This window comes from Pseudomonas sp. D2002 (assembly GCF_013385735.1).
In the GTDB taxonomy this organism is placed as follows: Bacteria; Pseudomonadota; Gammaproteobacteria; order Pseudomonadales; family Pseudomonadaceae; genus Aquipseudomonas.
Map to the genome: position 1 here is coordinate 287,356 of NZ_JACAPL010000003.1, position 20,333 is coordinate 307,688.

General features: G+C 61.9%; 21 protein-coding genes. 15 read left to right on the forward strand and 6 right to left on the reverse strand.

Annotated elements, in window-relative coordinates:
- Positions 1-77 precede the first annotated feature (77 nt).
- From HX783_RS04590 to HX783_RS04605, 4 genes are all read left to right on the forward strand, one after another.
- A complete protein-coding gene (locus HX783_RS04590; RefSeq protein ID WP_177016108.1) occupies positions 78-1,703 on the forward strand; it encodes a 5-guanidino-2-oxopentanoate decarboxylase in 1,626 nt (541 codons plus the stop codon).
- The gene (locus HX783_RS04595) at positions 1,700-3,142 is read left to right on the forward strand and encodes an aldehyde dehydrogenase family protein (protein ID WP_177016109.1); all 1,443 of its coding nucleotides are present in this window, start codon (positions 1,700-1,702) and stop codon (positions 3,140-3,142) included. Before HX783_RS04590 ends, HX783_RS04595 begins: the two co-directional genes overlap by 4 nt.
- 132 nt (positions 3,143-3,274) lie before the next feature.
- Entirely contained in the window at positions 3,275-4,462 is a 1,188-nt protein-coding gene (locus HX783_RS04600) for a cyanate transporter (protein WP_177016110.1), read from the forward strand.
- A gap of 137 nt (positions 4,463-4,599) precedes the next feature.
- Positions 4,600-5,535 (forward strand): LysR family transcriptional regulator, encoded by a 936-nt coding sequence (locus tag HX783_RS04605; RefSeq protein WP_177016111.1) that lies wholly within the window; start codon positions 4,600-4,602, stop codon positions 5,533-5,535.
- Between the two features lie 3 nt (positions 5,536-5,538).
- Here the strand turns inward: HX783_RS04605 and HX783_RS04610 are convergent, their stop codons facing one another.
- A complete protein-coding gene (locus tag HX783_RS04610; protein ID WP_159954857.1) occupies positions 5,539-5,901 on the reverse strand; it encodes a 5-carboxymethyl-2-hydroxymuconate Delta-isomerase in 363 nt (120 codons plus the stop codon).
- Positions 5,902-6,015: 114 nt separating this feature from the next.
- A complete protein-coding gene (locus HX783_RS04615; protein WP_177016112.1) occupies positions 6,016-6,951 on the reverse strand; it encodes a LysR substrate-binding domain-containing protein in 936 nt (311 codons plus the stop codon).
- Between the two features lie 129 nt (positions 6,952-7,080).
- On the opposite strand from HX783_RS04615, the gene HX783_RS04620 reads away from it, so the two are divergent.
- Both HX783_RS04620 and HX783_RS04625 read left to right on the forward strand, forming a co-directional pair.
- Positions 7,081-7,260: a hypothetical protein gene (locus HX783_RS04620; RefSeq protein ID WP_177016113.1), complete on the forward strand. Its 180-nt coding sequence runs from the start codon at positions 7,081-7,083 to the stop codon at positions 7,258-7,260.
- Between the two features lie 44 nt (positions 7,261-7,304).
- The gene (locus tag HX783_RS04625) at positions 7,305-7,697 is read left to right on the forward strand and encodes a VOC family protein (protein WP_177016114.1); all 393 of its coding nucleotides are present in this window, start codon (positions 7,305-7,307) and stop codon (positions 7,695-7,697) included.
- Between the two features lie 140 nt (positions 7,698-7,837).
- Here HX783_RS04625 and HX783_RS04630 read toward each other — a convergent pair whose 3' ends face one another.
- Positions 7,838-7,984 carry a hypothetical protein gene (locus tag HX783_RS04630; protein ID WP_177016115.1) on the reverse strand — a complete coding sequence of 49 codons (147 nt, stop codon included), beginning with the start codon at positions 7,982-7,984 and terminating at the stop codon, positions 7,838-7,840.
- A 198-nt stretch (positions 7,985-8,182) separates the two neighbouring features.
- Here HX783_RS04630 and HX783_RS04635 point away from each other — a divergent pair, with 198 nt between their 5' ends.
- Entirely contained in the window at positions 8,183-9,487 is a 1,305-nt protein-coding gene (locus tag HX783_RS04635; protein ID WP_177016116.1) for an MFS transporter, read from the forward strand.
- Positions 9,487-10,245, forward strand: a complete 759-nt coding sequence (locus HX783_RS04640; protein WP_177016117.1) for a substrate-binding domain-containing protein — start codon at positions 9,487-9,489, stop codon at positions 10,243-10,245. The genes HX783_RS04635 and HX783_RS04640 overlap by 1 nt, the downstream gene beginning before the upstream one ends.
- Here the strand turns inward: HX783_RS04640 and HX783_RS04645 are convergent.
- Positions 10,237-11,139 (reverse strand): LysR family transcriptional regulator, encoded by a 903-nt coding sequence (locus tag HX783_RS04645; RefSeq protein WP_159954850.1) that lies wholly within the window; start codon positions 11,137-11,139, stop codon positions 10,237-10,239. The genes HX783_RS04640 and HX783_RS04645 overlap by 9 nt on opposite strands.
- 392 nt (positions 11,140-11,531) lie before the next feature.
- Here HX783_RS04645 and HX783_RS04650 point away from each other — a divergent pair, with 392 nt between their 5' ends.
- The 7 genes from HX783_RS04650 (at position 11,532) to HX783_RS04680 (ending at position 17,920) form a co-directional block, all read left to right on the forward strand.
- Positions 11,532-12,383 carry an STAS domain-containing protein gene (locus HX783_RS04650; RefSeq protein ID WP_177016118.1) on the forward strand — a complete coding sequence of 284 codons (852 nt, stop codon included), beginning with the start codon at positions 11,532-11,534 and terminating at the stop codon, positions 12,381-12,383.
- 2 nt (positions 12,384-12,385) lie between these two features.
- The gene (locus tag HX783_RS04655) at positions 12,386-12,748 is read left to right on the forward strand and encodes an STAS domain-containing protein (RefSeq protein ID WP_106576990.1); all 363 of its coding nucleotides are present in this window, start codon (positions 12,386-12,388) and stop codon (positions 12,746-12,748) included.
- Positions 12,745-13,149, forward strand: coding sequence for an ATP-binding protein (locus HX783_RS04660; RefSeq protein ID WP_177016119.1), 405 nt, complete (start codon positions 12,745-12,747; stop codon positions 13,147-13,149). The genes HX783_RS04655 and HX783_RS04660 overlap by 4 nt, the downstream gene beginning before the upstream one ends.
- Positions 13,140-14,147, forward strand: coding sequence for an ATP-binding protein (locus HX783_RS04665; RefSeq protein WP_177016120.1), 1,008 nt, complete (start codon positions 13,140-13,142; stop codon positions 14,145-14,147). The genes HX783_RS04660 and HX783_RS04665 overlap by 10 nt, the downstream gene beginning before the upstream one ends.
- Positions 14,140-15,003, forward strand: a complete 864-nt coding sequence (locus HX783_RS04670; RefSeq protein WP_177016121.1) for a sensor histidine kinase KdpD — start codon at positions 14,140-14,142, stop codon at positions 15,001-15,003. Before HX783_RS04665 ends, HX783_RS04670 begins: the two co-directional genes overlap by 8 nt.
- Complete coding sequence (locus tag HX783_RS04675; RefSeq protein ID WP_177016122.1) at positions 14,993-16,927, forward strand: response regulator; 1,935 nt, start codon at positions 14,993-14,995, stop codon at positions 16,925-16,927. Before HX783_RS04670 ends, HX783_RS04675 begins: the two co-directional genes overlap by 11 nt.
- Before the next feature lie 99 nt (positions 16,928-17,026).
- Positions 17,027-17,920 (forward strand): hypothetical protein, encoded by an 894-nt coding sequence (locus HX783_RS04680; protein ID WP_177016123.1) that lies wholly within the window; start codon positions 17,027-17,029, stop codon positions 17,918-17,920.
- Positions 17,921-17,962: 42 nt separating this feature from the next.
- Here HX783_RS04680 and HX783_RS04685 read toward each other — a convergent pair whose 3' ends face one another.
- Positions 17,963-18,988 carry a histone deacetylase family protein gene (locus tag HX783_RS04685; protein WP_177016124.1) on the reverse strand — a complete coding sequence of 342 codons (1,026 nt, stop codon included), beginning with the start codon at positions 18,986-18,988 and terminating at the stop codon, positions 17,963-17,965.
- A 113-nt stretch (positions 18,989-19,101) separates the two neighbouring features.
- On the reverse strand, positions 19,102-20,331 hold the full coding sequence (locus HX783_RS04690; protein WP_177016125.1) for a Zn-dependent hydrolase: 1,230 nt from the start codon (positions 20,329-20,331) through the stop codon (positions 19,102-19,104).
- Positions 20,332-20,333: the final 2 nt, after the last annotated feature.

Below are 20,333 nucleotides of genomic sequence, written 5' to 3' on the forward strand. Positions count from 1 at the left end.
ATGACTTTTTATCGATTGTTGCCGCTACAGCCCAGCCGCTCCAATAGCGCCTCGAATCAATAACAAGAGCGACATGTATGGCGACCTGCGGCGAAGTATTGGTCAACCTCCTGGAAAGCTACGGCGTGGACCAGGTGTTCGGCATTCCCGGCGTGCACACCGTGGAGCTGTACCGTGGCCTGGCGCGTTCGAATATCCGCCACGTCACCCCGCGCCACGAGCAAGGCGCCGGGTTCATGGCCGACGGCTACGCGCGCACCAGCGGTAAACCCGGCGTGTGTTTCATCATCACCGGCCCCGGCATGACCAACATCACCACCGCCATGGGCCAGGCCTATGCCGACTCGATCCCGATGCTGGTGATTTCCAGCGTGCAGTCGCGCAGCCAATTGGGCGGCGGGCGCGGCAAGTTGCATGAGCTGCCGAACCAGGGCGCGATGATTGCTGGCGTGGCGGCGTTCTCGCATACCTTGATGTCAGCGGCGGAGTTGCCTGGGGTTTTGGCGCGCGCATTTGCGCTGTTCCAGGCCGGGCGGCCGCGCCCGGTGCATATCGAGATCCCGCTGGATGTGCTGGTCGAAAACGCCGACGCCCTGCTCGGCAGCGAGCCGGTCAGCGTCGCGCGTGCCGGTGCTGCGCCGTCGGCGGTCAAGCAAATGAGCCGGCTGCTGGCGGCGGCAAAACGCCCGCTGATCCTCGCCGGTGGCGGCGCCATCGAGGCGGCCCCCGAGTTGACGCGCCTGGCCGAAACCCTCGGCGCGCCGGTGGCCCTGACCATCAACGCCAAGGGCATGTTGGCGTCCGCGCACCCGTTGCTGATCGGCTCGACCCAGACGCTGGTCGCCACCCGCGCCCTGGTCGCCGAAGCCGATGTGGTGCTGGCCATTGGCACCGAACTGGCGGAAACCGACTACGACGTGACCTTCGCCGGTGGCTTCGAGATTCCCGGCGCGTTGCTGCGCGTCGACATCGACCCCGACCAGACCGTGCGCAACTACCCGCCGCAGGTCGCACTGGTGGCGGATGCGCAGATTGCCGTCGACGCCTTGCTGGCCGAGCTGAACACCCAGACATTGCCCACGCGCGATCCACACTGGGGCGCTCAACGCGTCGCCCGCTTGTGGGCCGAATTGACGCCGACCTGGGACGCCGCAACCCGCGCGCAAACCCTGTTCCTCAACACCGTGCTGGAGGAATTGCCCGACGCCGTGCTGGTGGGCGATTCCACCCAGCCGGTGTACAGCGGCAACCTGACCCTGAACCTCGACCACCCACGCCGCTGGTTCAACTCTTCCACCGGCTACGGCACCTTGGGTTACGCCCTGCCCGCTGCGATTGGCGCGTGGTTGGGACGTGGCGACGGCCAGCCGGTGGTGTGCCTGATCGGCGATGGCGGCCTGCAATTCAGCCTGCCGGAACTGGCCAGCGCGGTCGAGGCACGCGTGCCGGTCATCGTGCTGCTGTGGAATAACCAGGGCTACGAAGAGATCAAGAAATACATGCTTAACCGCGCTATCGAGCCGGTCGGTGTGGACATTTACACCCCGGACTTTATCGGTGTCGCCAAGGCCTTGGGCTGCGCCGCCGAACGCATCCAGGGGATTGCGCACCTGCGCACGGCATTGCGCGCTGCGGCTGATCGCCAGGGGCCGACGCTGATTGAAATCGACCAGGCACTGTGGATGCAGGAGGTATCGGTATGAGCGCAGTACTGAACGGTGTGTTTATCGGTGGTGAGTGGCGCGCAGGCCATGGGGTTCTTGAAGTGATCAACCCGGCAACCGAGGCCACCTTGGCCCACGTCAGCGTGGGTGATGCGAGCGCCGTGGCCCAGGCCGTCGAGGCCGCCAGCGCGGCCTTCATTGGCTGGTCGAAAAGCACCGGCCGTGATCGCGGTGCCCTGCTGCGCAAGGTTGCCCAAGGTGTGCGTGAACAACGTGAACAGCTGATACAGTTGCAGTCGAGCAACAGCGGCAAGCCGCTGTTTGAAGCCGGCATCGATGTGGACGACGTGATCGCCACCTTCGACTACTACGCCGGCCTCTGCGACGCCATGGACGCCGCGCAGGACCGCCCGGTGGCGTTGCCCAGCGAGGATTTCAGTGCACGCCTGCGCCGTGAACCGTGCGGCGTAGTCGGCTTGATCGTACCCTGGAACTTCCCGATGGTGACCACTGCCTGGAAACTCGCCCCGGCCCTGGCCGCCGGCTGCTGCGTGGTGCTCAAGCCATCGGAAGTCACGCCATTGGCGGAGCTGCAATTGGCGCGAATTATTGCTGAAGCCGGGTTCCCGGCGGGTGTGTTCAACCTGGTTTGCGGCACCGGCCTGGCGGTCGGCGCACCGCTGGCAGCCGACCGTCGCGTGGCGAAGATTTCCTTCACCGGCAGTAACGCCGTAGGCGTGCAAGTGATGCAGCGCGCGGCGGAAACGGTCAAGGGTGTGAGCCTGGAACTGGGCGGCAAATCCTCGCTGCTGGTATTGGCGGACGCCGACCTCGACCTGGCAGTCGAACTGGCGTGTGGCGGTGGTTTTTTCAACGCCGGGCAAATCTGCTCGGCCACCAGCCGTGTGCTGGTGGCGGACAGCTTGGCGGACGAATTCCTGCAGCGTTTGCAGGCGCGAGCTGAAGGGATTCGCGTGGCTGACCCGTTTGCCGAGGATGTGGAAATGGGCGCGCTGATCAACCGTGCGCAGTATCAGCGGGTGCTCGGGCATATCCAGCGTGGCCTCGAGGATGGCGCGCGCCTGCTGTGCGGCGGTGAACGACCGGCGGACCTGGCGAAGGGCTATTTCATTCGCCCCACGGTGTTTACCGATGTGCCGCTGGACAGTGCGCTGTGGAACGAAGAAATCTTCGGCCCGGTGCTGTGTGTCAGACGTTTTACCACTGAAGCGCAAGCCATCGCCTTGGCCAATGACAGCGATTTCGGCCTGGTCGCCAGTGTGGTGAGCGCCAACGCCGAAACCGCAGAACGCGTGGCCAACGCCTTGCAGGCCGGGCTGGTGTGGATCAACGCGCCGCAAGTGATATTCCCGCAAACGGCGTGGGGCGGTTACAAACAAAGCAGCATCGGCCGCGAGCTGGGGCCGTGGGGGTTGGCGGCGTTTCAGGAGATCAAGCATGTGATCCGCGCCCTATAGCAACGCAGATCCCACATTTTGAATTGCTGTGTGCCAGTCACCTGCAATTTTTAGATAGTGCCAACGACTTTCTGATTTGCCCCTCTCGCCCCTGCGTGGCCTGATTCGCCCTTGTCTCTTCAAGGCCCGCCCATGGAAAACGTCCGCACAAAACCCACCACCGCCGTTTGGCTGATGATCAGCGTGGTACTGGTCGCCCTTAACCTGCGCCCATCGATGGCAGCCGTCGGCCCGCTGTTGTCGTCGATTCGCGGCGATGTACCGTTGAGTTTCAGCAGCGCGGCCTTGCTGACCATGTTGCCGGTCATGGCCATGGGCCTGGCGATGTTCTTTGGCATGGGCCTGGGCAAACGCGTTGGCGAGCACCGCAGCATTGTGCTGTCGCTGCTGGTGATTGGCGTGGCCACGCTGTCGCGGTTGTTTCTGGATTCGGCGCTGGAGTTGATCGTCAGCGCCATCGCTGCCGGCGTCGGTATCGCGATGATCCAGGCGTTGATGCCGGCATTGATCAAGACCCGCTTCAGCGACAACGTTTCTCTGTTCATGGGCTTGTACGTCACCGCCATCATGGGCGGTGCGGCGTTGGCGGCGTCGTTCGCGCCGTTCGTGCAGGTGCAGACCGGCAGCTGGCGCATCGGCCTGGCGATCTGGGCGGCACTCGCGTTATTGGCGCTGGTGTTCTGGTACGCCCAGCGCTCGGCAATGCCGCCGCTGCCCCAAGCCGGTTCCGGCCCTCAGGAATCATTTTTCGGTAATCGTCGCGCCTGGTTGCTGGCGATCTTCTTCGGCCTCGGTACAGCGTCCTACACCTGCGTACTCGCGTGGCTGGCGCCGTATTACGTGGAGCAAGGCTGGAGCGAGCAGAACGCCGGTCTGCTGCTGGGGTTCTTGACCGCCATGGAAGTGGTGTCCGGCCTGATCACGCCTGCTATCGCCAACCGCCGCCAGGATAAACGCGGCGTGGTTGCTGTGCTGCTGGTGCTGATCATCCTGGGTTTCTGCGGCCTGATTCTAAGCCCGCACCACTTGAGCCTGCTGTGGCCTTGCCTGTTGGGCCTGGGCATCGGCGGCCTGTTTCCGATGAGCCTGATCCTGTCCCTCGACCACCTCGACAACCCGCGCCGCGCCGGTGGCCTGACCGCGTTTGTGCAAGGCATCGGTTACCTGATTGCTGGCCTGTCGCCACTTATTGCCGGGATGATTCGCGACCAACTCGGCAGCTTCGAATGGGCCTGGTGGTCGCTGACCGCCGTGATCGTGGTGATGCTGCTGATCGTCACGCGCTTCAATCCAAAGCATTACGCACGACATATCCACTGACGTCGTGTTGCCAACATTATTTGTCCCACGCAAAACATAGAAACGCCCTACAGCGCTTTCTATTGGCACGACCGTTCCGTTAAGCTTTTGCCCTTGTCGCGCGCTGCCTCAGTGCCAAGGCTTACCGGATGGAACGGATGCTAAACAGTAATTTGCTCAGAAAGCTCGATATGCAGGACTTGATGGTGTTTATCGCCGTCTACGACCAGAGCAGCGTTACCGAGGTGTCTGAAACGCTGTTCGTCAGCCAGTCCACGGTGAGTTACAGCCTGAAGAAACTGCGCACCAGTTTCGAGGATGAGCTGTTTATCAACACGCGGGCAGGCATGCGGCCTACGTACAAGGCGACCACCATGTACGGGCATGTGCAGAAGATCCTCGACAGCATCAACCTGTGCCACGCCGGTGGCCAGGCGTTCGACCCGACACAGAAGGCGGTGACCTTCACGGTCTGCGCGCCCGAATACTTCGAACAGTTGATCCTGCCGCGCCTGCTGAAGAACTTCGACCGCGCCGACCTGCCGGTAAACGTCAATGTGCAGAAGCTGGAAACCGAGATCCCGGCCGACGACCTGCGCGAAGGCCGTCTCGACCTGGTGATTTGCTTCGGCCCGCACTTTCACCGCGCCCATAAAGACTTCAAGACCCAGATGCTGCTGGAAGACGATTTGGTCTGCGTGTTCGATAAACGCGCGGCGCCGCGGGAGGCGGCGTTCAGCCTGCAATCCTTCGTCGAACGGCGCCACGTTTTTCCGACACCGTGGTCCTCGGACACCAATATGATCGACGGCTGGCTGGCGCGTCAGGCCCACAAGCGCCAAGTGGTCGCCCGGGCCAACAGTTACAGCGCAGCCTTGAAGATGATCACCGGCACCGACTTCATCGTCACCCTGCCCCGCCGCGTGCAAAAGCTGCTGGCGCCTGCCAACGTGTTCGGCCATTGCGAAGCGCCCAACGGTTTACCGGGGTTTACCCTGGACATGCAGTGGAACGAAACCAGCGGCCAGGACAGCGCCAATACCTGGTTTCGTGAGCAGGTGGTGAAAGTGTGCGCGGATCAAGGGTTGTTGTAACCTTCAGCCGATGGCGACTTTACTGTAGGACTCGCGATCCATGTCGACCAGCAGGACGCTGAGCTGAACCTGTATATCCGCCGGCCATTCGCCCATGTCCTGCAACGCCGCCAACAGGCTTTCCGACAACTGCTGCTTGACCTGCGGTGAGCGCCCGCTGAGCAGCGACAGCTTCACGGCGATGAAGCCGCGTGGGTTCAGGGACGTGCCGACCTGGAAACTCTCGACCTTCACGGCGCGGCTTTTGATATCGAACTCGGAACCGAACTGCCCGGATGCCATCAGCACATTGTTGAGCCGCAACAGGGTTTTCTCGACGGCCAGGCCTGTCAGGTTGGCGGTGTATTCCAGGTGCAGATGCGGCATGAAAGGCTCCAAGTTGTTGTAGGAAAAGAGACATACGTATAGCACGCAGCCGCACTGAATCAGAGCGCTTTAAAGGTGAAACTTCGTTCAGCCGGTTCGGTTTGAACGGTTATCTTAAGACTTTGCCGCCAGCACCGGCAGCCTGTCGCGTTCGCTCATGAACGCCTCCAGCCGCGAACGCATCCAGCGTTCCGCCGGGTCGGTGTCGACGTGGCTGAGCCAGACCATGGACAGGTCAAGAGTCGGCGTTTCAAACGGAAACGGCTCGCAGAACAGGTTGCCGCCAGCCGCCATGGCCTGGGCAGTGTAGTCCGGCAGGCTGGCGATCATGTCGGTGCCCGCAAGCAAGGCCGGCAGCGCACTGTATTGCGGCACCGACAGCACCACATGACGCTTGCGGCCAATCTCGGCCAGCCATTCATCGGCAAACCCGGACACGTTGGCGGTGTGGGACACCAGCACATGGGGGCGTGCGCAATATTCGTCGAGGGTCAGCGGTTTGTCCGAGGCGTCGGCACGTAACAGGCAGGGGCGGATATGCCGCAATAATTTGCGCTTGGCATTCGCCGGCAGGCCGCGGGTCTGGGTGATGCCGACGGTGATATCGCCGGACGCCAGCAGGTCGGGGATGCGCCAGTAATCCACGTGCTGCACCACAAACACCACCAGCGGCGCTTCCTGGCGCAGGGCACGCAGCAAGGGCGGCAGCAGGCCGAACTCGACGTCATCGGACAAACCGATGCGGAAGGTCATGGTGCTTTGGGTCGGGTCGAAATCGTGGGTCAGGCTCAGGGCCGACGACAGGGAATCCAGGGCTGGCGACAGGTGCTGGATGATCTCCTCGGCCCGTGCAGTCGGCTCCATGCGGTGCCCAACGCGAATAAACAGTGGGTCATTGAACAAGGTACGCAAACGGTTGAGGGCGGAACTGATCGTCGGCTGGCCTAGAAACAGCTTCTCCGCCACCCGCGTCACGTTGCGCTCGAGCATCAGTGCTTCGAAGACCACCATCAGGTTGATGTCGGCCTTGCGTAATTCATTGCGATTCATCGGCGCCTGCCCCTTTCCCCAAGACAAGCCGCAGTTTAGAAAGCCCACGGGGCTGCGTCTATGTGAACACTGTTCATCGCACGGCTTTGGGACTATAAATCAGCTCTTTAAGGTCGCAGGAACACCATCGTGCTGGTCATTATCGCCTTGGCCATCGTGGTGGCCGGGTTGTGTCTCTGGGTTGTCCGGTTCATCGCCAATGCCACCGTCAGGACACTGACGCGGGTGTTTATCGGCCTGTGCCTGGCTGCGGCCTTGGCCTATTGGATACTGGCCCAGGGTTTTCCGATTTCCGTGCTGCTTTCATGAGCTGTTTTTAAACCACTTACTTTTTCAGCAAGGACTGCTTAATCATGAAATTCGCCTACACCATCCTCTATGTACCGGACGTGGCCGCCTCCCTGGCCTTCTTCGAAAAAGCCTTTGGCTTCAGTCGCCGATTCCTGCATGAATCCGGCACCTACGGCGAGTTGGAAACCGGTGACACCACCCTCTCGTTTGCGGCGCATGAACTGGGCGAGCTGAATTTCGACGGTGGGCACGTGCAGGCGCATGCCTCCAGGAAACCGCTGGGCATGGAGGTGGGGTTCGTCACTGAGGATGTGCTTGTTGCCCATGCCAAGGCGCTGGCACTGGGTGCGACAGAGCTGGCGCCGCCAAGTACCAAGCCGTGGGGGCAAGTGGTGTCTTATGTGCGCTGCCCGGATGGGACATTAGTGGAGTTGTGCACGCCGATAGTGGGCTGAATAGAAAACTCATGTGGGAGCTGGGAATGTGGGAGCTGGCTTGCCTGCGATGGCGGCCTAGCAATCAGCCCATCTGTGACTGATACAAAGCCATCGCAGGCAAGCCAGCTCCCACATTTTGATCATCATCGTCTGGCTATTCAGGGTTTGAGCGGCCGCTCCTGATCTCGCTCGGAAAGCTCCGTGCCGTCGTCCGGATGTTTCCAGATCTGCGGTTTTTCCGCTTCTCGCTGCCGCCGAGCTCGCTCCTGTTCGCGCTCATCCGAGTGCTTGTGTTCGTCAGCCATTGCCACCTCCCATCCGTAAGAATTGGTCACACCTTCAAGCATAGAACAGGGTCGGGATTTTGGCCGCGCCTGGCGATTGATAGCCACGACGCATCAATACATCCAAATTACTCACTTATCATTTCTAAATGTGTCAGCCACTATCCGCGGTCTTAAGCGAAACAAGCACTTTAAAAAGAACGCTGGAGACACAAAACCATGACTAGCCCTTCCCGGCCCGATTCTGCCCGCTCGAAAGTTGGTGCGGTATTCCGCGTTACTTCGGGCAACTTCCTTGAACAGTTCGACTTCTTTCTGTTCGGCTTCTACGCCACCTACATTGCCGCCGCGTTCTTCCCCGCCGCTAATGAGTTTGCGTCATTAATGATGACCTTCGCCGTGTTCGGTGCAGGCTTCCTGATGCGACCGCTGGGCGCGATCATTTTGGGTGCCTACATCGATGACGTCGGTCGCCGCAAAGGGTTGATCGTGACGCTGTCGATCATGGCCAGCGGCACGCTGCTGATCGTGCTGGTGCCGGGTTACCAGACCATCGGCCTGTGGGCACCTCTGCTCGTACTGCTGGGCCGCTTGCTGCAAGGCTTCTCGGCCGGCGCGGAACTGGGCGGTGTGTCGGTTTACCTGTCCGAAATGGCCACCCCGGGCCGCAAGGGCTTCTACACCAGTTGGCAGTCGGGCAGCCAACAGATCTCCATCGTGGTTGCCGCCGCGCTGGGTTATGGCTTGAACGTGTGGATGCAACCGGCCGTGGTTGCCGATTGGGGCTGGCGCATTCCGTTCGCCATCGGTTGCATCATCATCCCGTTCATCTTCGTACTGCGACGTAACCTGCAGGAAACCGAAGAGTTCGCCAACCGCAAACATCGCCCAACCATGCGCGAAGTGCTGGCGACCCTGGTGAAAAACTGGACCGTGGTGATCGGCGGCATGTTGATGGTGGCCATGACCACCACCGCGTTCTACCTGATTACCGTGTACGCACCGACTTTCGGCAAAACCGTGCTGCAACTGAGCACCTCGGACGCCTTGCTGGTGACGTTGCTGGTGGCCGTGTCGAACTTTATCTGGCTGCCGATCGGCGGCACCCTGAGCGACCGTTTTGGCCGCAAACCGGTGCTGGTGGTGATGACCGCCCTGACCGTGATCACCGCCTACCCGGCGCTGTCGTTCGTGGTCAACGCGCCGAGCTTCGGCCATATGCTGGAAACCCTGCTGTGGTTCTCCTTCCTCTACGGCATGTACAACGGCGCGATGATCCCGGCGCTGACCGAAATCATGCCGGTGGAAGTACGTGTGGCCGGCTTCTCGCTGGCGTATAGCCTGGCGACCGCGATCTTCGGCGGTTTCACCCCGGCTATCTCCACGTGGTTCATTCACGTCACCGAAGACAAGGCCTCGCCGGCCTACTGGATGATGTTTGCCGCGCTGTGTGCGCTGTGCTCGACACTGGCGTTGTACCGTCGCGCCAACACCCGTGGGCAGGTGATGCAGGGGGCTGTGTGATGAAGCAACTGTACAAAACCCTGACGGCCCTGGCCCTCGGCGCCCTGGCGCTGACGGCCCAGGCCGAAGAGCTCAAAGTGATGACTTCCGGAGGCTTCACCGCCGCTTATAAACTGCTCGGCCCGCAGTACGCCAAGCAGAGCGGCGACACCCTCGAGACCATCCTCGGCCCGTCGATGGGCAAGGCGCCGGAAGCCATTCCCAACCGCCTCGCCCGTGGCGAACACGCCGACGTGGTGATCATGGTCGGCTACGCCCTGGATGACTTGATCAAACAGGGCAAGGTCGACAAGGCCTCGCGGGTGGAACTGGCGGATTCGCGGATCGGCCTGGTGGTGAAAGAAGGCGCAGCCAAACCGGCCATCGGCACCGATGCCGAGTTGAAGGCGGTGCTGAGCCAGGCCAAGTCCGTGGCGTATTCGGACAGTGCCAGCGGCGTGTATGTCGAGAAAGAGCTGTTCAAGAAGCTCGGCATGCCGGCCAAGGGCACGATGATCGAACGCATCCCGGTTGCCGAACAGGTCGCCAAGGGTCACTACGAAGTGGGCCTGCAGCAGGTGGCGGAATTGTTGCCGGTGCCGGGCGTGACTTACGTCGGCAAGATCCCGGAAGACGTGCAATCGGTCACCCGCTTTGCGGCGGGCATTCCGGTCAACGCCGAACACCCGGCCCAGGCTAAAGCGCTGTTGCAGTTCCTGGCCTCGCCAGAGGCACAACCGGTGGTGCAATCCACCGGCTTGGACTCGGTGTCACACTGACCGAAACGGCATCTCCCGCACCAACCGCTCCAACTCCAGCGCCGCCGGCGGCAACGTCCGCCCGCGGCGCTTGATCAAGCCCACATTGCGCATCACCTGCGGCTCCACCAGCGGCACACTCACCAGAATCGGGTGCGTGCACGCCGGCATCGCAATCGACGGCACCATCGCCACGCCCAACCCTGCCTCCACCAGCCCGATCATCGTGGTCACGTGGTGGGTCTCGCAGATACTTGGTTTTTTCACCCGCACGCCGCGCAGCGCCTGGTCCAGCAGGAAGCGGTTGCCCGAAGTTTTGTCCACGGTGATGTAGTCGTGCTCATAGGCCTCGGCCCAGGTCACGCTCTCACGCTCGGCCAGTGGATGGTCGCGGCGACAGGCCAGCACGTAGCGCTCCTGCAACAGCAATTCGAACTCCACCTCATCGGCCAGGCTGCCGCTGAAACTCACGCCGAAATCCGCCTCGCCACTTTCCACTGCGTTGCACACCTCACCGGCGCTGGCGTCCAGCACCCGCAGGCGAATCTTCGGGTACAGCTTGTGAAACTCGGAGATTACGTGGGGCATGAAGTAGTAAGCGGTGGACGGCACGCAGGCAATCGTGACGTTGCCCATGCGCGTGGACGCGACGTTACTGATGCCCATCAAGGCGACGTCGAGGTCGTCGAGCATGCGCTCCACCTGTGGCAGGAACGCCCGCCCGACCATGGTCAGGCTGACGCGGCGCGTGGTGCGTTCGAACAGCTTCACATCCAGCGCCGACTCGAGCTTTTCGATACGCCGGCTCAACGCCGGTTGCGAGATACGGATGGCCTCGGCGGCGCCGCGAAAACTGCCCTTGTCTACCACGGCGCGGAAGGCTTGGAGGTCGTTGAGGTCGAAGTTGATGATCACGGGAAGAGGCCAGTGTGGTCGATTTGGGGGGCATTATCGTACGGGTGGTGAGGGGGCGCCATGTGTGCCTGCACGGGTTTGAATTGATAACCCGGCTAAAACGATGAAGCCAGTGATATAAGCGCGTTATGTGCGCCCGCACCGCGACGACCTGCTACGTTCACTGCGTATGACGCCTTACCGGCGCCACTCGCAATTAAGATGGATAAAACCCGTGAGACAGCTGTCGATACTGACAGTGTTCAAGCAAGGGAACCGATTGGCTTGGATACCCACGATGAAAGTCAGCAATACAGTGGGATTTCAACACGAAAAATCCACGAAACAATTTAAAACAACCCAACTTAGTATAAATTGCACGCGAACAACCAAAGCCGTTCAAGGAGACTCTCGTGGCAACTCTTCAAGCTCATACAATCCAGGCGCTGCAAGCCCAACGCCCTGCCCTGCTGACCGAATGGATTACGAGCCTCGAGGCTTCGGGAGCCACGCGAAACGTCAAGGGTGATGACGTCAAACAGCAAGCTGGCGACTTTCTTAATCTGCTGATCGACGCGCTCCTGCAAAGCGGCTCACAGCAAATAAGCCATGAAAACTGGGCCGAAACCCGGGTCTTCCTGGAAAAGCTGTCGCACAGCCGCGCCTTGATCGGCCAGGATTCGCAACAAACCGCCAGCTTCATTTTCGCCCTTAAAGGCCCAGTGTTCACCTTGCTGCAACGTGAGTACGCCGAACAACCGGCGCAACTGGCCGAGCAACTATGGGAAGTTTCCGAACTGCTGGATTCGCTGGGCATGCACACCATCCGCACCTTCCAGAAGTCCCGTGAGTCGGTCATCAAACGCCAGCAGGAAGAATTGCTGGAGTTGTCCACCCCCGTGGTGAAGCTGTGGGACGGCGTGCTGGCCCTGCCGATGATTGGCACCCTGGACTCGCAACGCACCCAGGTGGTTATGGAGTCGCTGCTTCAACGCATCGTCGACACCGGCTCGGAAATCGCCATCATCGACATCACCGGCGTGCCGACCGTCGACACCCTGGTGGCCCAGCACTTGCTGAAAACAGTCACCGCCATCCGCCTGATGGGTGCCGACTGCATCATCAGCGGCGTGCGCCCACAAATTGCCCAGACCATCGTGCACCTGGGTCTGGACCTGCAAGGCGTGGTGACCAAAGCCAACCTGGCGGATGCCCTGGCGCTGGCGCTCAAACGCCTGGGCGTCACCATCAGCAAGGCTGTCTAAGCATGGAACGCATCCCTATTTTGCAGATGGGCGAGTTTTTGCTCGTGACCATTCAGGTCGACATGCACGACCAGTTGGCCATGACGCTGCAGGACGACCTGTCCGAACGCATCAGCCGCACGTCGGCGCGCGGCGTGCTGATCGACATTTCGGCGCTGGACATGGTGGACTCGTTTATCGGGCGCATGATCGGCACCATTTCCGGCCTGTCGCGCATCATGGACGCGCAGACCGTGCTGGTGGGCATGCAGCCGGCGGTGGCCATTACCCTGGTGGAACTGGGCATGACCCTGCCCGGCGTGGCGACCGCATTGAACGTCGAGCGCGGCATGAAACTGCTGCGTGATCGGGTAGAACACTTATGAGCCAAGCCAGCAGCGGCACGCATCCCGTGCTGATCGAACAGGACGTTGTGCTGGCCAGACAATTAGTACGCAGGCTGGCCCAGGACTGCGGCATGCGCCTGATCGACCTGACCAAGCTGGTCACGGCCGTCAGTGAGCTGGCGCGCAACACCGTGGTCTACGGCGGCGGCGGCTACATGGATTGGAGCGTCGTCGAAAAAGACCATCGCCCCGGCCTGCGCCTGACCTTTCGCGATGAAGGCCCCGGCATCCCTGACCTCAAGCTGGCCTTGACCGACGGCTGGACCTCCGGCAGCGGCCTGGGCCTGGGCCTGACCGGCGCCAGGCGCCTGGTGGACGAGTTTGAACTGGACACCGCACCCGGCAAGGGCACACGCGTGACGATCACCCGATGGACCTGAATATTCCCAGCGCTTTGACCCAAGTGCTTTTGATCGAAGATGTCAGCCAAATCGGCTATGCCCGGCGCAGTGCCCAGCAGCTTGCCGAGTTGCTGGGTTTTGATGAAACCGACGCCGGGCGCGTGGCCCTGGTGGCGACCGAACTTGCCAGCAACATCCTCAAGCATGCCGCCCATGGCGAGCTGCACCTGCGCGCCACGGGCAACCAGGGCGTCGAAATGATCGCCGTCGACCGTGGCCAGGGCTTCGACCTGGAAAGCTGCCTGGTGGATGGGTTCTCCACGGGCGGCACGCAAGGCATCGGCATGGGCGCCATCGCGCGCGTGGCCCAGGTCTTTGATGTGCATGCCGATCAGCGGGGCACGGCGATGTTGGCGCGGCTCTACCCACGCGCCTCGAACGCGCGGGATATCCGCTATGGCGTCAGCCAGCATTCCTTGCACAACGATCCGGCGTGCGGCGACGCCTGGCACCTGGCAATCGAAGCGGGCCGGTTCAGCGTGATGGTTGCCGACGGCCTGGGCCATGGCAGCGAAGCCGAACGCGCGGCGCGCGCGGGTGAAGAGATGTTCGCCCAAGACCCCTTCCAGGACTCGGCCACGCTGCTCAACGACATGCATATCGGCATGAACGGCACCCGGGGCGGCGCAGTGGCCGTGGCGCAATACGACGCCGTGGCTGACCGGCTGCGTTTCACCGGCGTGGGCAATATCGGCGCCAGCCTGATTGACTTCGGCAAGTCGCGTGGGCTGGCGTCCCACCCGGGCATCGTCGGCGTGCAGTTTCGCAAGGCACAACCCTTCGACTACGCTCAGGTCAGCGGCCAACTGCTGATCCTTTACAGCGACGGGCTGCAGTCACGCTGGAACCTTGCGGACTATCCCGGGCTTTGCCACCGCCACCCCGCCCTGATCGCCGCCATCCTTCACCGTGATTTCTGTCGCGGCCGGGATGACGTTACCGTCTTCGTGATTGCCCTGGAGGCCATTGATGGCTGACACCATTGCTTCGCTCACCGAGCAAGTGCAACGCCTGCACCAGGAAGCCGACGCCTTGCGTACCGAGTTGGATGAGACCAACCAGGGTGTGCTGGCACTGTATGCCGAACTGGATATGCAGGCCGATCAGTTGCGTCAGGCATCAGACCTGAAAAGCCGCTTCCTGTCGTACATGAGTCATGAATTCCGCACGCCCCTGGGCTCGATCCTGAGCATCACCAGCCTACTTGCCGATGAACTCGACGGCCCCTTGAGCCCCGAGCAGCAGACCCAGGTTGGCTTTATCCGCAGCTCGGCGCGCGAGCTGCGGGAGATGGTGGACGACCTGCTGGACCTGGCCAAGATCGAGGCCGGGCGCATTACCATTTCGCCTGCCTGGTTTGACATGTTCGACCTGTTCTCGGCATTGCGCGGGATGTTCCGCCCGATCGTCGACGCATCCTCGGTGGACCTCATCTTTGAAGAGCCCTCGGGCTTGCCCAAGCTCTACACCGATGACAAGAAGCTGGCGCAGATCCTGCGCAACTTTATCTCCAATGCCTTGAAGTTCACCTTGCAAGGTGAGGTGCGCGTGTCGGCACGCATGGAAAGCGCGCACGAGATCCGCTTTGCGGTGCAGGACACTGGCCTGGGCATTCCTGCCGAGCTGCACAGCAACCTGTTCGAAGACTTTTCCCAGATCGACTCACCGCTGCAAAAGCGCCTGCGCGGCACCGGCCTGGGGCTCTCGCTGTGCAAGCGCTTTGCCGAGCTGCTCGGTGGCCGGGTCGGGGTGCAAAGCGCCCCAGGCGTTGGGTCGATGTTCTTTGTGATCATTCCTCTGTCTATCGCGGGCGGGCCTGTCGATGAGTCGTGATATCCAACTGCTGATCGTCGACGACAACGCCGCCACCCGCTATGCCCTGCGCCGGCGCCTGGAAAGCCATCACTACCGCGTGCTCGAAGCCGGCACCGGCCAAGAGGGCCTGGACCTGATCGCGAGCAAAAAGATCGACGGGCTCATCCTCGACGTCAATCTGCCGGACATGAGTGGCTTCGACATCGTGCGCGCGCTGCGCGCCGACCCGGCGACCGCCCTGCTACCGGTGGTGCATGTCTCGGCTGCGTCCATCGAAACGGGCGACATCATCACCGGCCTGGACGCCGGCGCCGATGCCTACCTGATCCACCCGGTGGACCCGGACGTGCTGCTGGCGACCCTGCGCACCTTGCTGCGCGTGCGTGATACCGAATACGCCTTGCGCGAGAGCGAGGCGCGCTTTCGCGAAATCTTCTTCAACATCAGCGCGCCGATAGCCGTCATGGACCCGCAGTTGAAGGTGCATGAATGCAACCACGCGTTCGCCCAACTGATCCAGGACAACCTGAACCCTGACGCCTTGCTCGAATGCTTTGCCAGCGATCAGCACGCCGTCATCCAGGAGTTGTGCCTGCGTCTCGCCGCGGGAGAGCGCTGGAAAGGCACCTTGCAAATGCAAGTCGACGGCCAGGTGCGCGAAACCGAGTGGCAAATCTCGCCTTATCGCCGGGCCGAACTGAGCCTGGTGTTTGTCGAAGACGTCACCGAGCATCGCCATCGCGAGCGCCATCAGCTGGCCGAGCTGACCAACGCCACCACGCAGCTGGCGCGCACCGAGGCGCAGTTGCTGCAGGCACAGAAGATGGACGCGCTGGGCAAACTCACCGGCGGCATCGCCCACGACTTCAACAACCTGCTGACCGGGATTATCACCAGCCTTGAGCTGATCAAAAAACGCCTCGACACTCAGCAAACCGAGAAGGTCAAGGCTTATGCCGATGCCGCATTGAGCTCGGCCCTGAGCGCCGCCGGCCTGACCAACCGCCTGCTCGCGTTTGCCCGCCAGCAGCCTCTGGACACGCGCCCGGTGGATATCAATGCGCACATCCGCTCACTGGAAGAGCTGCTGGTGCGCACGATCGGTGAACACATCGCGCTCAAACTCGAGCTGACGACCCACCCGGCCGTGGCGCTGGTTGATCCCATCCAACTGGAAAGCGCAGTGCTGAACCTAGTCATCAATGCCCGCGATGCGCTGCCCAAGGGCGGCGATATCTGGGTGACCACCTACCCTGCTTACTCCAACGGCAACCTGAAACTAGAAAACGGCGCCTACATCGCCCTCTCTGTGCGCGATAACGGCGTGGGCATCGAACACAGTGTGATCGACAAGGTGTTCGACCCTTTCTTCACCACCAAGCCGCTGGGCCAGGGCACCGGGCTGGGGCTGTCGACCATCTACGGCTTTGCGCGCCAGTCCGGCGGCGACGCACAGATCCGCAGCGTCACCCGCCAGGGCACCGAGGTCACCATCATGTTGCCCGCTGCCTCGGGCCCGGCGAGCATAACCACCAAGCCTGTTGCAGCGCCTGGGCTCAGCAGCGGCGAACACGTGCTGATCGTCGAGGACATGCCCTCGGTGCGCAGCTTCGTCGCCGAGGTGCTGGTCGACGCCGGTTACCGCTGCAGCGTGGCGGCCGACGGTGATGAGGCGATGGCCGCCCTGCACCAGGACACCAGCATCGACCTGATGCTTACTGACGTGGGCCTGCCTTACATGACCGGGCGGGAATTGGCCGATGTCGCCCGAGGCCTGCGCCCCACGCTGCCGATTCTGTTCATGACCGGGTATGCGGAAAACGCGGCGAATCGCCAAAGCTTCCTGGGGGAAGGCATGGACCTGATCTCCAAACCGTTCCATATCGACGAGTTGCTGGAGAAGATCCGCCGCGGGCTGGACGGCCTGCCAGGCACCCAGTAAGGGGGGACACGCAGGCCGCCCCGGCTAAATTGCAGGATGCCGTGGGGTGCCAGGCTTGGTACCGTGACCGGCCTTGCAATCCGCAACCGGCACCGAACAATGACTCAACCCAATAAGCACTATCGGCCCCTGCGCCTCGCATCGTGGGCGCTCGGCCTGCTGTGCACCGCCACCCTGGGCTTTTTTGCCTGGCAAAGTTTTTACCCGGTGCGCGCCGCCGATTCGTGGAGTTATCAGGTTTTGCACACCGATGTAGCCAAGGCCGCGTCGTTGATGCCCATGGCTGACGGCTCGTTGATGGTCACCGAGGAACTCAAGGACGGGCTGGGCAGCATCGTGCACATCCGGCTGGATGGAACGCGCGACGTCGTGCTCGGCAACCTGTCCAAACCCGACGGGATGTTGGCCACGCGGGGCGGCTGGGTGTTCAGCCAGGAAACCGGCAACGCCCCCGTCAGCTTTCTCAAGGACGGCGTGGTCACCCAATTGTTCAAAGGCGAAAACGTGCAAGGCCTGTGGGATGAAGGCGACTACCTCTATGCCATTGAAGACCGCAGCCATTCAGGACGCCTGCTGCGCTATCGCTGGAGCGACCAGTCACTCACCGTACTGCGTGACCAACTGCACGAAGGCGAGTCCATCACACGCTGTACCGATGGGCGAATGCTCTACACGGAAAAGAAAAAGGGTGTGGTGCGTGAGCTGACGGATGACGGCAGCGATCCGGTGGTGCTGTCGGGCCTGAACAAGCCGACCTTCTTGATGTGTGATGAACGTGGGTTGTGGGTCAATGAAGACTCGACGCATCGGGCGCGGTTGCTGTTGATCGATAAACACGGGCAGCAACAAACGATCTTGTCGTTCTTGAAGGCGCCGCAGTCGATTGTGCGCACAGGAGACGGTACTTACTTACTGGCAGAAGGTGGCCGTAACCGAGTGCTGAAACTGGTGGGTAAGTCGCTGGCAATTGCCAGCGACGACGTGAAGCATTGACCCAACACGCAGAAGGGCCGAACAGCAGAGGTTGGCGCCCGCCTATCGTGCCCACGCCTTGGGACCGTCAAAAAACGCCTGCGCATTGCTGTCCAGTGTCTCCAGGTGATACCCGCCCTCTTGCACGATCACACAGGGCAATCCCAATTGCCGGATGCACTCGCCCAAGCGCGCGAACCCTTCGCGCGTCACCGCCACTTTGCTTTGCGGGTCCAGCTCGTAGATGTCGAACCCCAAGGACAACACCAGCACATCCGCTGAGAACTGCTTCACCGCCGACAAGGCCGATTCGAGTTTTTCGAAGAACACCGCTTCGCTGGCGCCATGGGCCATCGGCAGGTTGAGGTTAAAGCCTTCACCGCCAGCCACGCCGCGTTCGTCGGCAAAGCCTGCCACGCCGGGGTAGAAGTTGGTTGGGTCGCCATGGATCGACACATACAACACGTCGTCACGCGCGTAGAAAATCTCCTGGATGCCCTGGCCGTGGTGCATGTCGGTGTCGAGAACGGCGACACGCTGGAAACCCTCACGCAAGACCTGCGCCGCCACCGCCGCATTGTTGAGGTAGCAAAAACCGCCTGCCGCCTCGTGACGGGCGTGATGGCCCGGCGGGCGGCACAGCGCGTAGGCGGCAGGCGCGCCAGCGAGGATGTCTTGGGCGGCGGCCACCGCACTTTGCGCCGACCAATAGGCTGAACGCCACGTCAGTTCGCCCACCGGGCAACTGCCATCCGCCAGGTAGCGTGCAGCCTGGGCGAGGATGCCGCGCAGGGCATTGGGCTCGCGCACGAAGATGTTCGACATGACTTCGTCGCCCCAGTCTTCGGGGATTTCCTTCCAGCGTTGGTGCGCTTCCTCAAGGAACGCCAGGTAGGGCGCGCCATGTACTGCAAGCAATGGCTCGAGGCCGTAGTCAGCAGGTAGCTGAATCTCGAAGCCCAGGGTCTGCGCGGCTAATAGCAAGTTGCGCGCGCGCTCGGGGACTTCCTGCGGCGTGCGCATCTGGCCGCGGGAGTAGTAGCTGCGCGGGTGATGCAACAGTTGTTCTGGGTGGAAAAACGTACGCATGTGAGGCTCCTGGGTAAACACCGAACCTGTGGGAGCTGGTCTGTCTGAAATACCGCTATCGCAGGCAAGCCAGCTCCCACATTTGATCCCTGTCAGGCTTTAGAGGTGAGTCGTTATTGGCTGTGGCCGGCGCGCATGAGCACAGCGTTAAGCAATACGTCGGTGCCTTGGCGCACATCCTCGGGCAATACGTCTTCGGCTTCGTTATGGCTGAGGCCACCCACACACGGGATGAAAATCATCGCGGTCGGGCAGTACCGCGCCAGGTGAATGGCATCGTGACCGGCACCGCTGACAATGCGTTGCTGGCTGTAGCCCAAGGCATCCACCGACGCCTGCACGCAAGCGACACACTCGGCATCGAACGGCGTAGCCGGGCTGATCCAATGCGGGCTGATGCTGACCGTCAAGCCGCGCTTTTCGGCAATGGCCTGCAGCCGCGCGCGCACTTGTTGCTCCATGGCTTCGATGTCGGCGTCGCGGTGATGACGCAGGTCGACAGTGAACGTCAGCAACCCCGGAATGGTGTTGCGCGACGACTTGGTGATGCTCAGCTCACCGACGGTGGTCAGGCCTTCGGGGGCGAAATCGGTGGCGAGGTTTTCCAGCGCCTGGATCATTTTTGCCGCGCCATACAGGGCATCTTTGCGCAGTGGCATCGGTGTGGTGCCGGCATGTGCAGCCATGCCTTCGACCCGCACGTCGAGCCAGCGAATCGCCTGGCCGCCGGTGACCACGCCGATGCTGTTGGCGTTGTCTTCAAGGATCGGGCCTTGCTCGATATGGGCTTCGAAATACGCATCCACCGTGCCACCCAACGGGCGTTCGCCGTTATAGCCCGTGGTGCGCAACGCCTCGGCCACACTGATACCGTCGACATCGACGGTCGCGAGCGCCTTGTCCAGCGCCAGGCTGCCGGTGAACACCGCCGAGCCGAGCATGGCCGGGGTGAAACGCGCGCCCTCCTCGTTGGTCCACACGGCAATTTCCAACGGTTTACGGGTTTGAATGCCTTGGTCGTCGAGGCTGCGGATCACTTCCAGGCTGGCCAATACACCGTAGACACCATCAAAGCGCCCGCCTTCCGGCTGGGTGTCGAGGTGGCTGCCCATCATGACGGGCGCGGCGTCGCCATCGGTGCCAGCCCGCCGGGCAAACAGGTTGCCGATGGCATCCACGCTCAGGCTCAGCCCGGCAGCCTTGCACCAATGGCTGAACAGTTCACGACCTGCTTTGTCTTCGGCACTCAAGGCCAGGCGGCAACTGCCGCCACGTGATGTGGCGCCGATCTCGGCCATGGCCATCAGGCTGGCCCACAGGCGTTGGCCATTAATTTTCAACATTA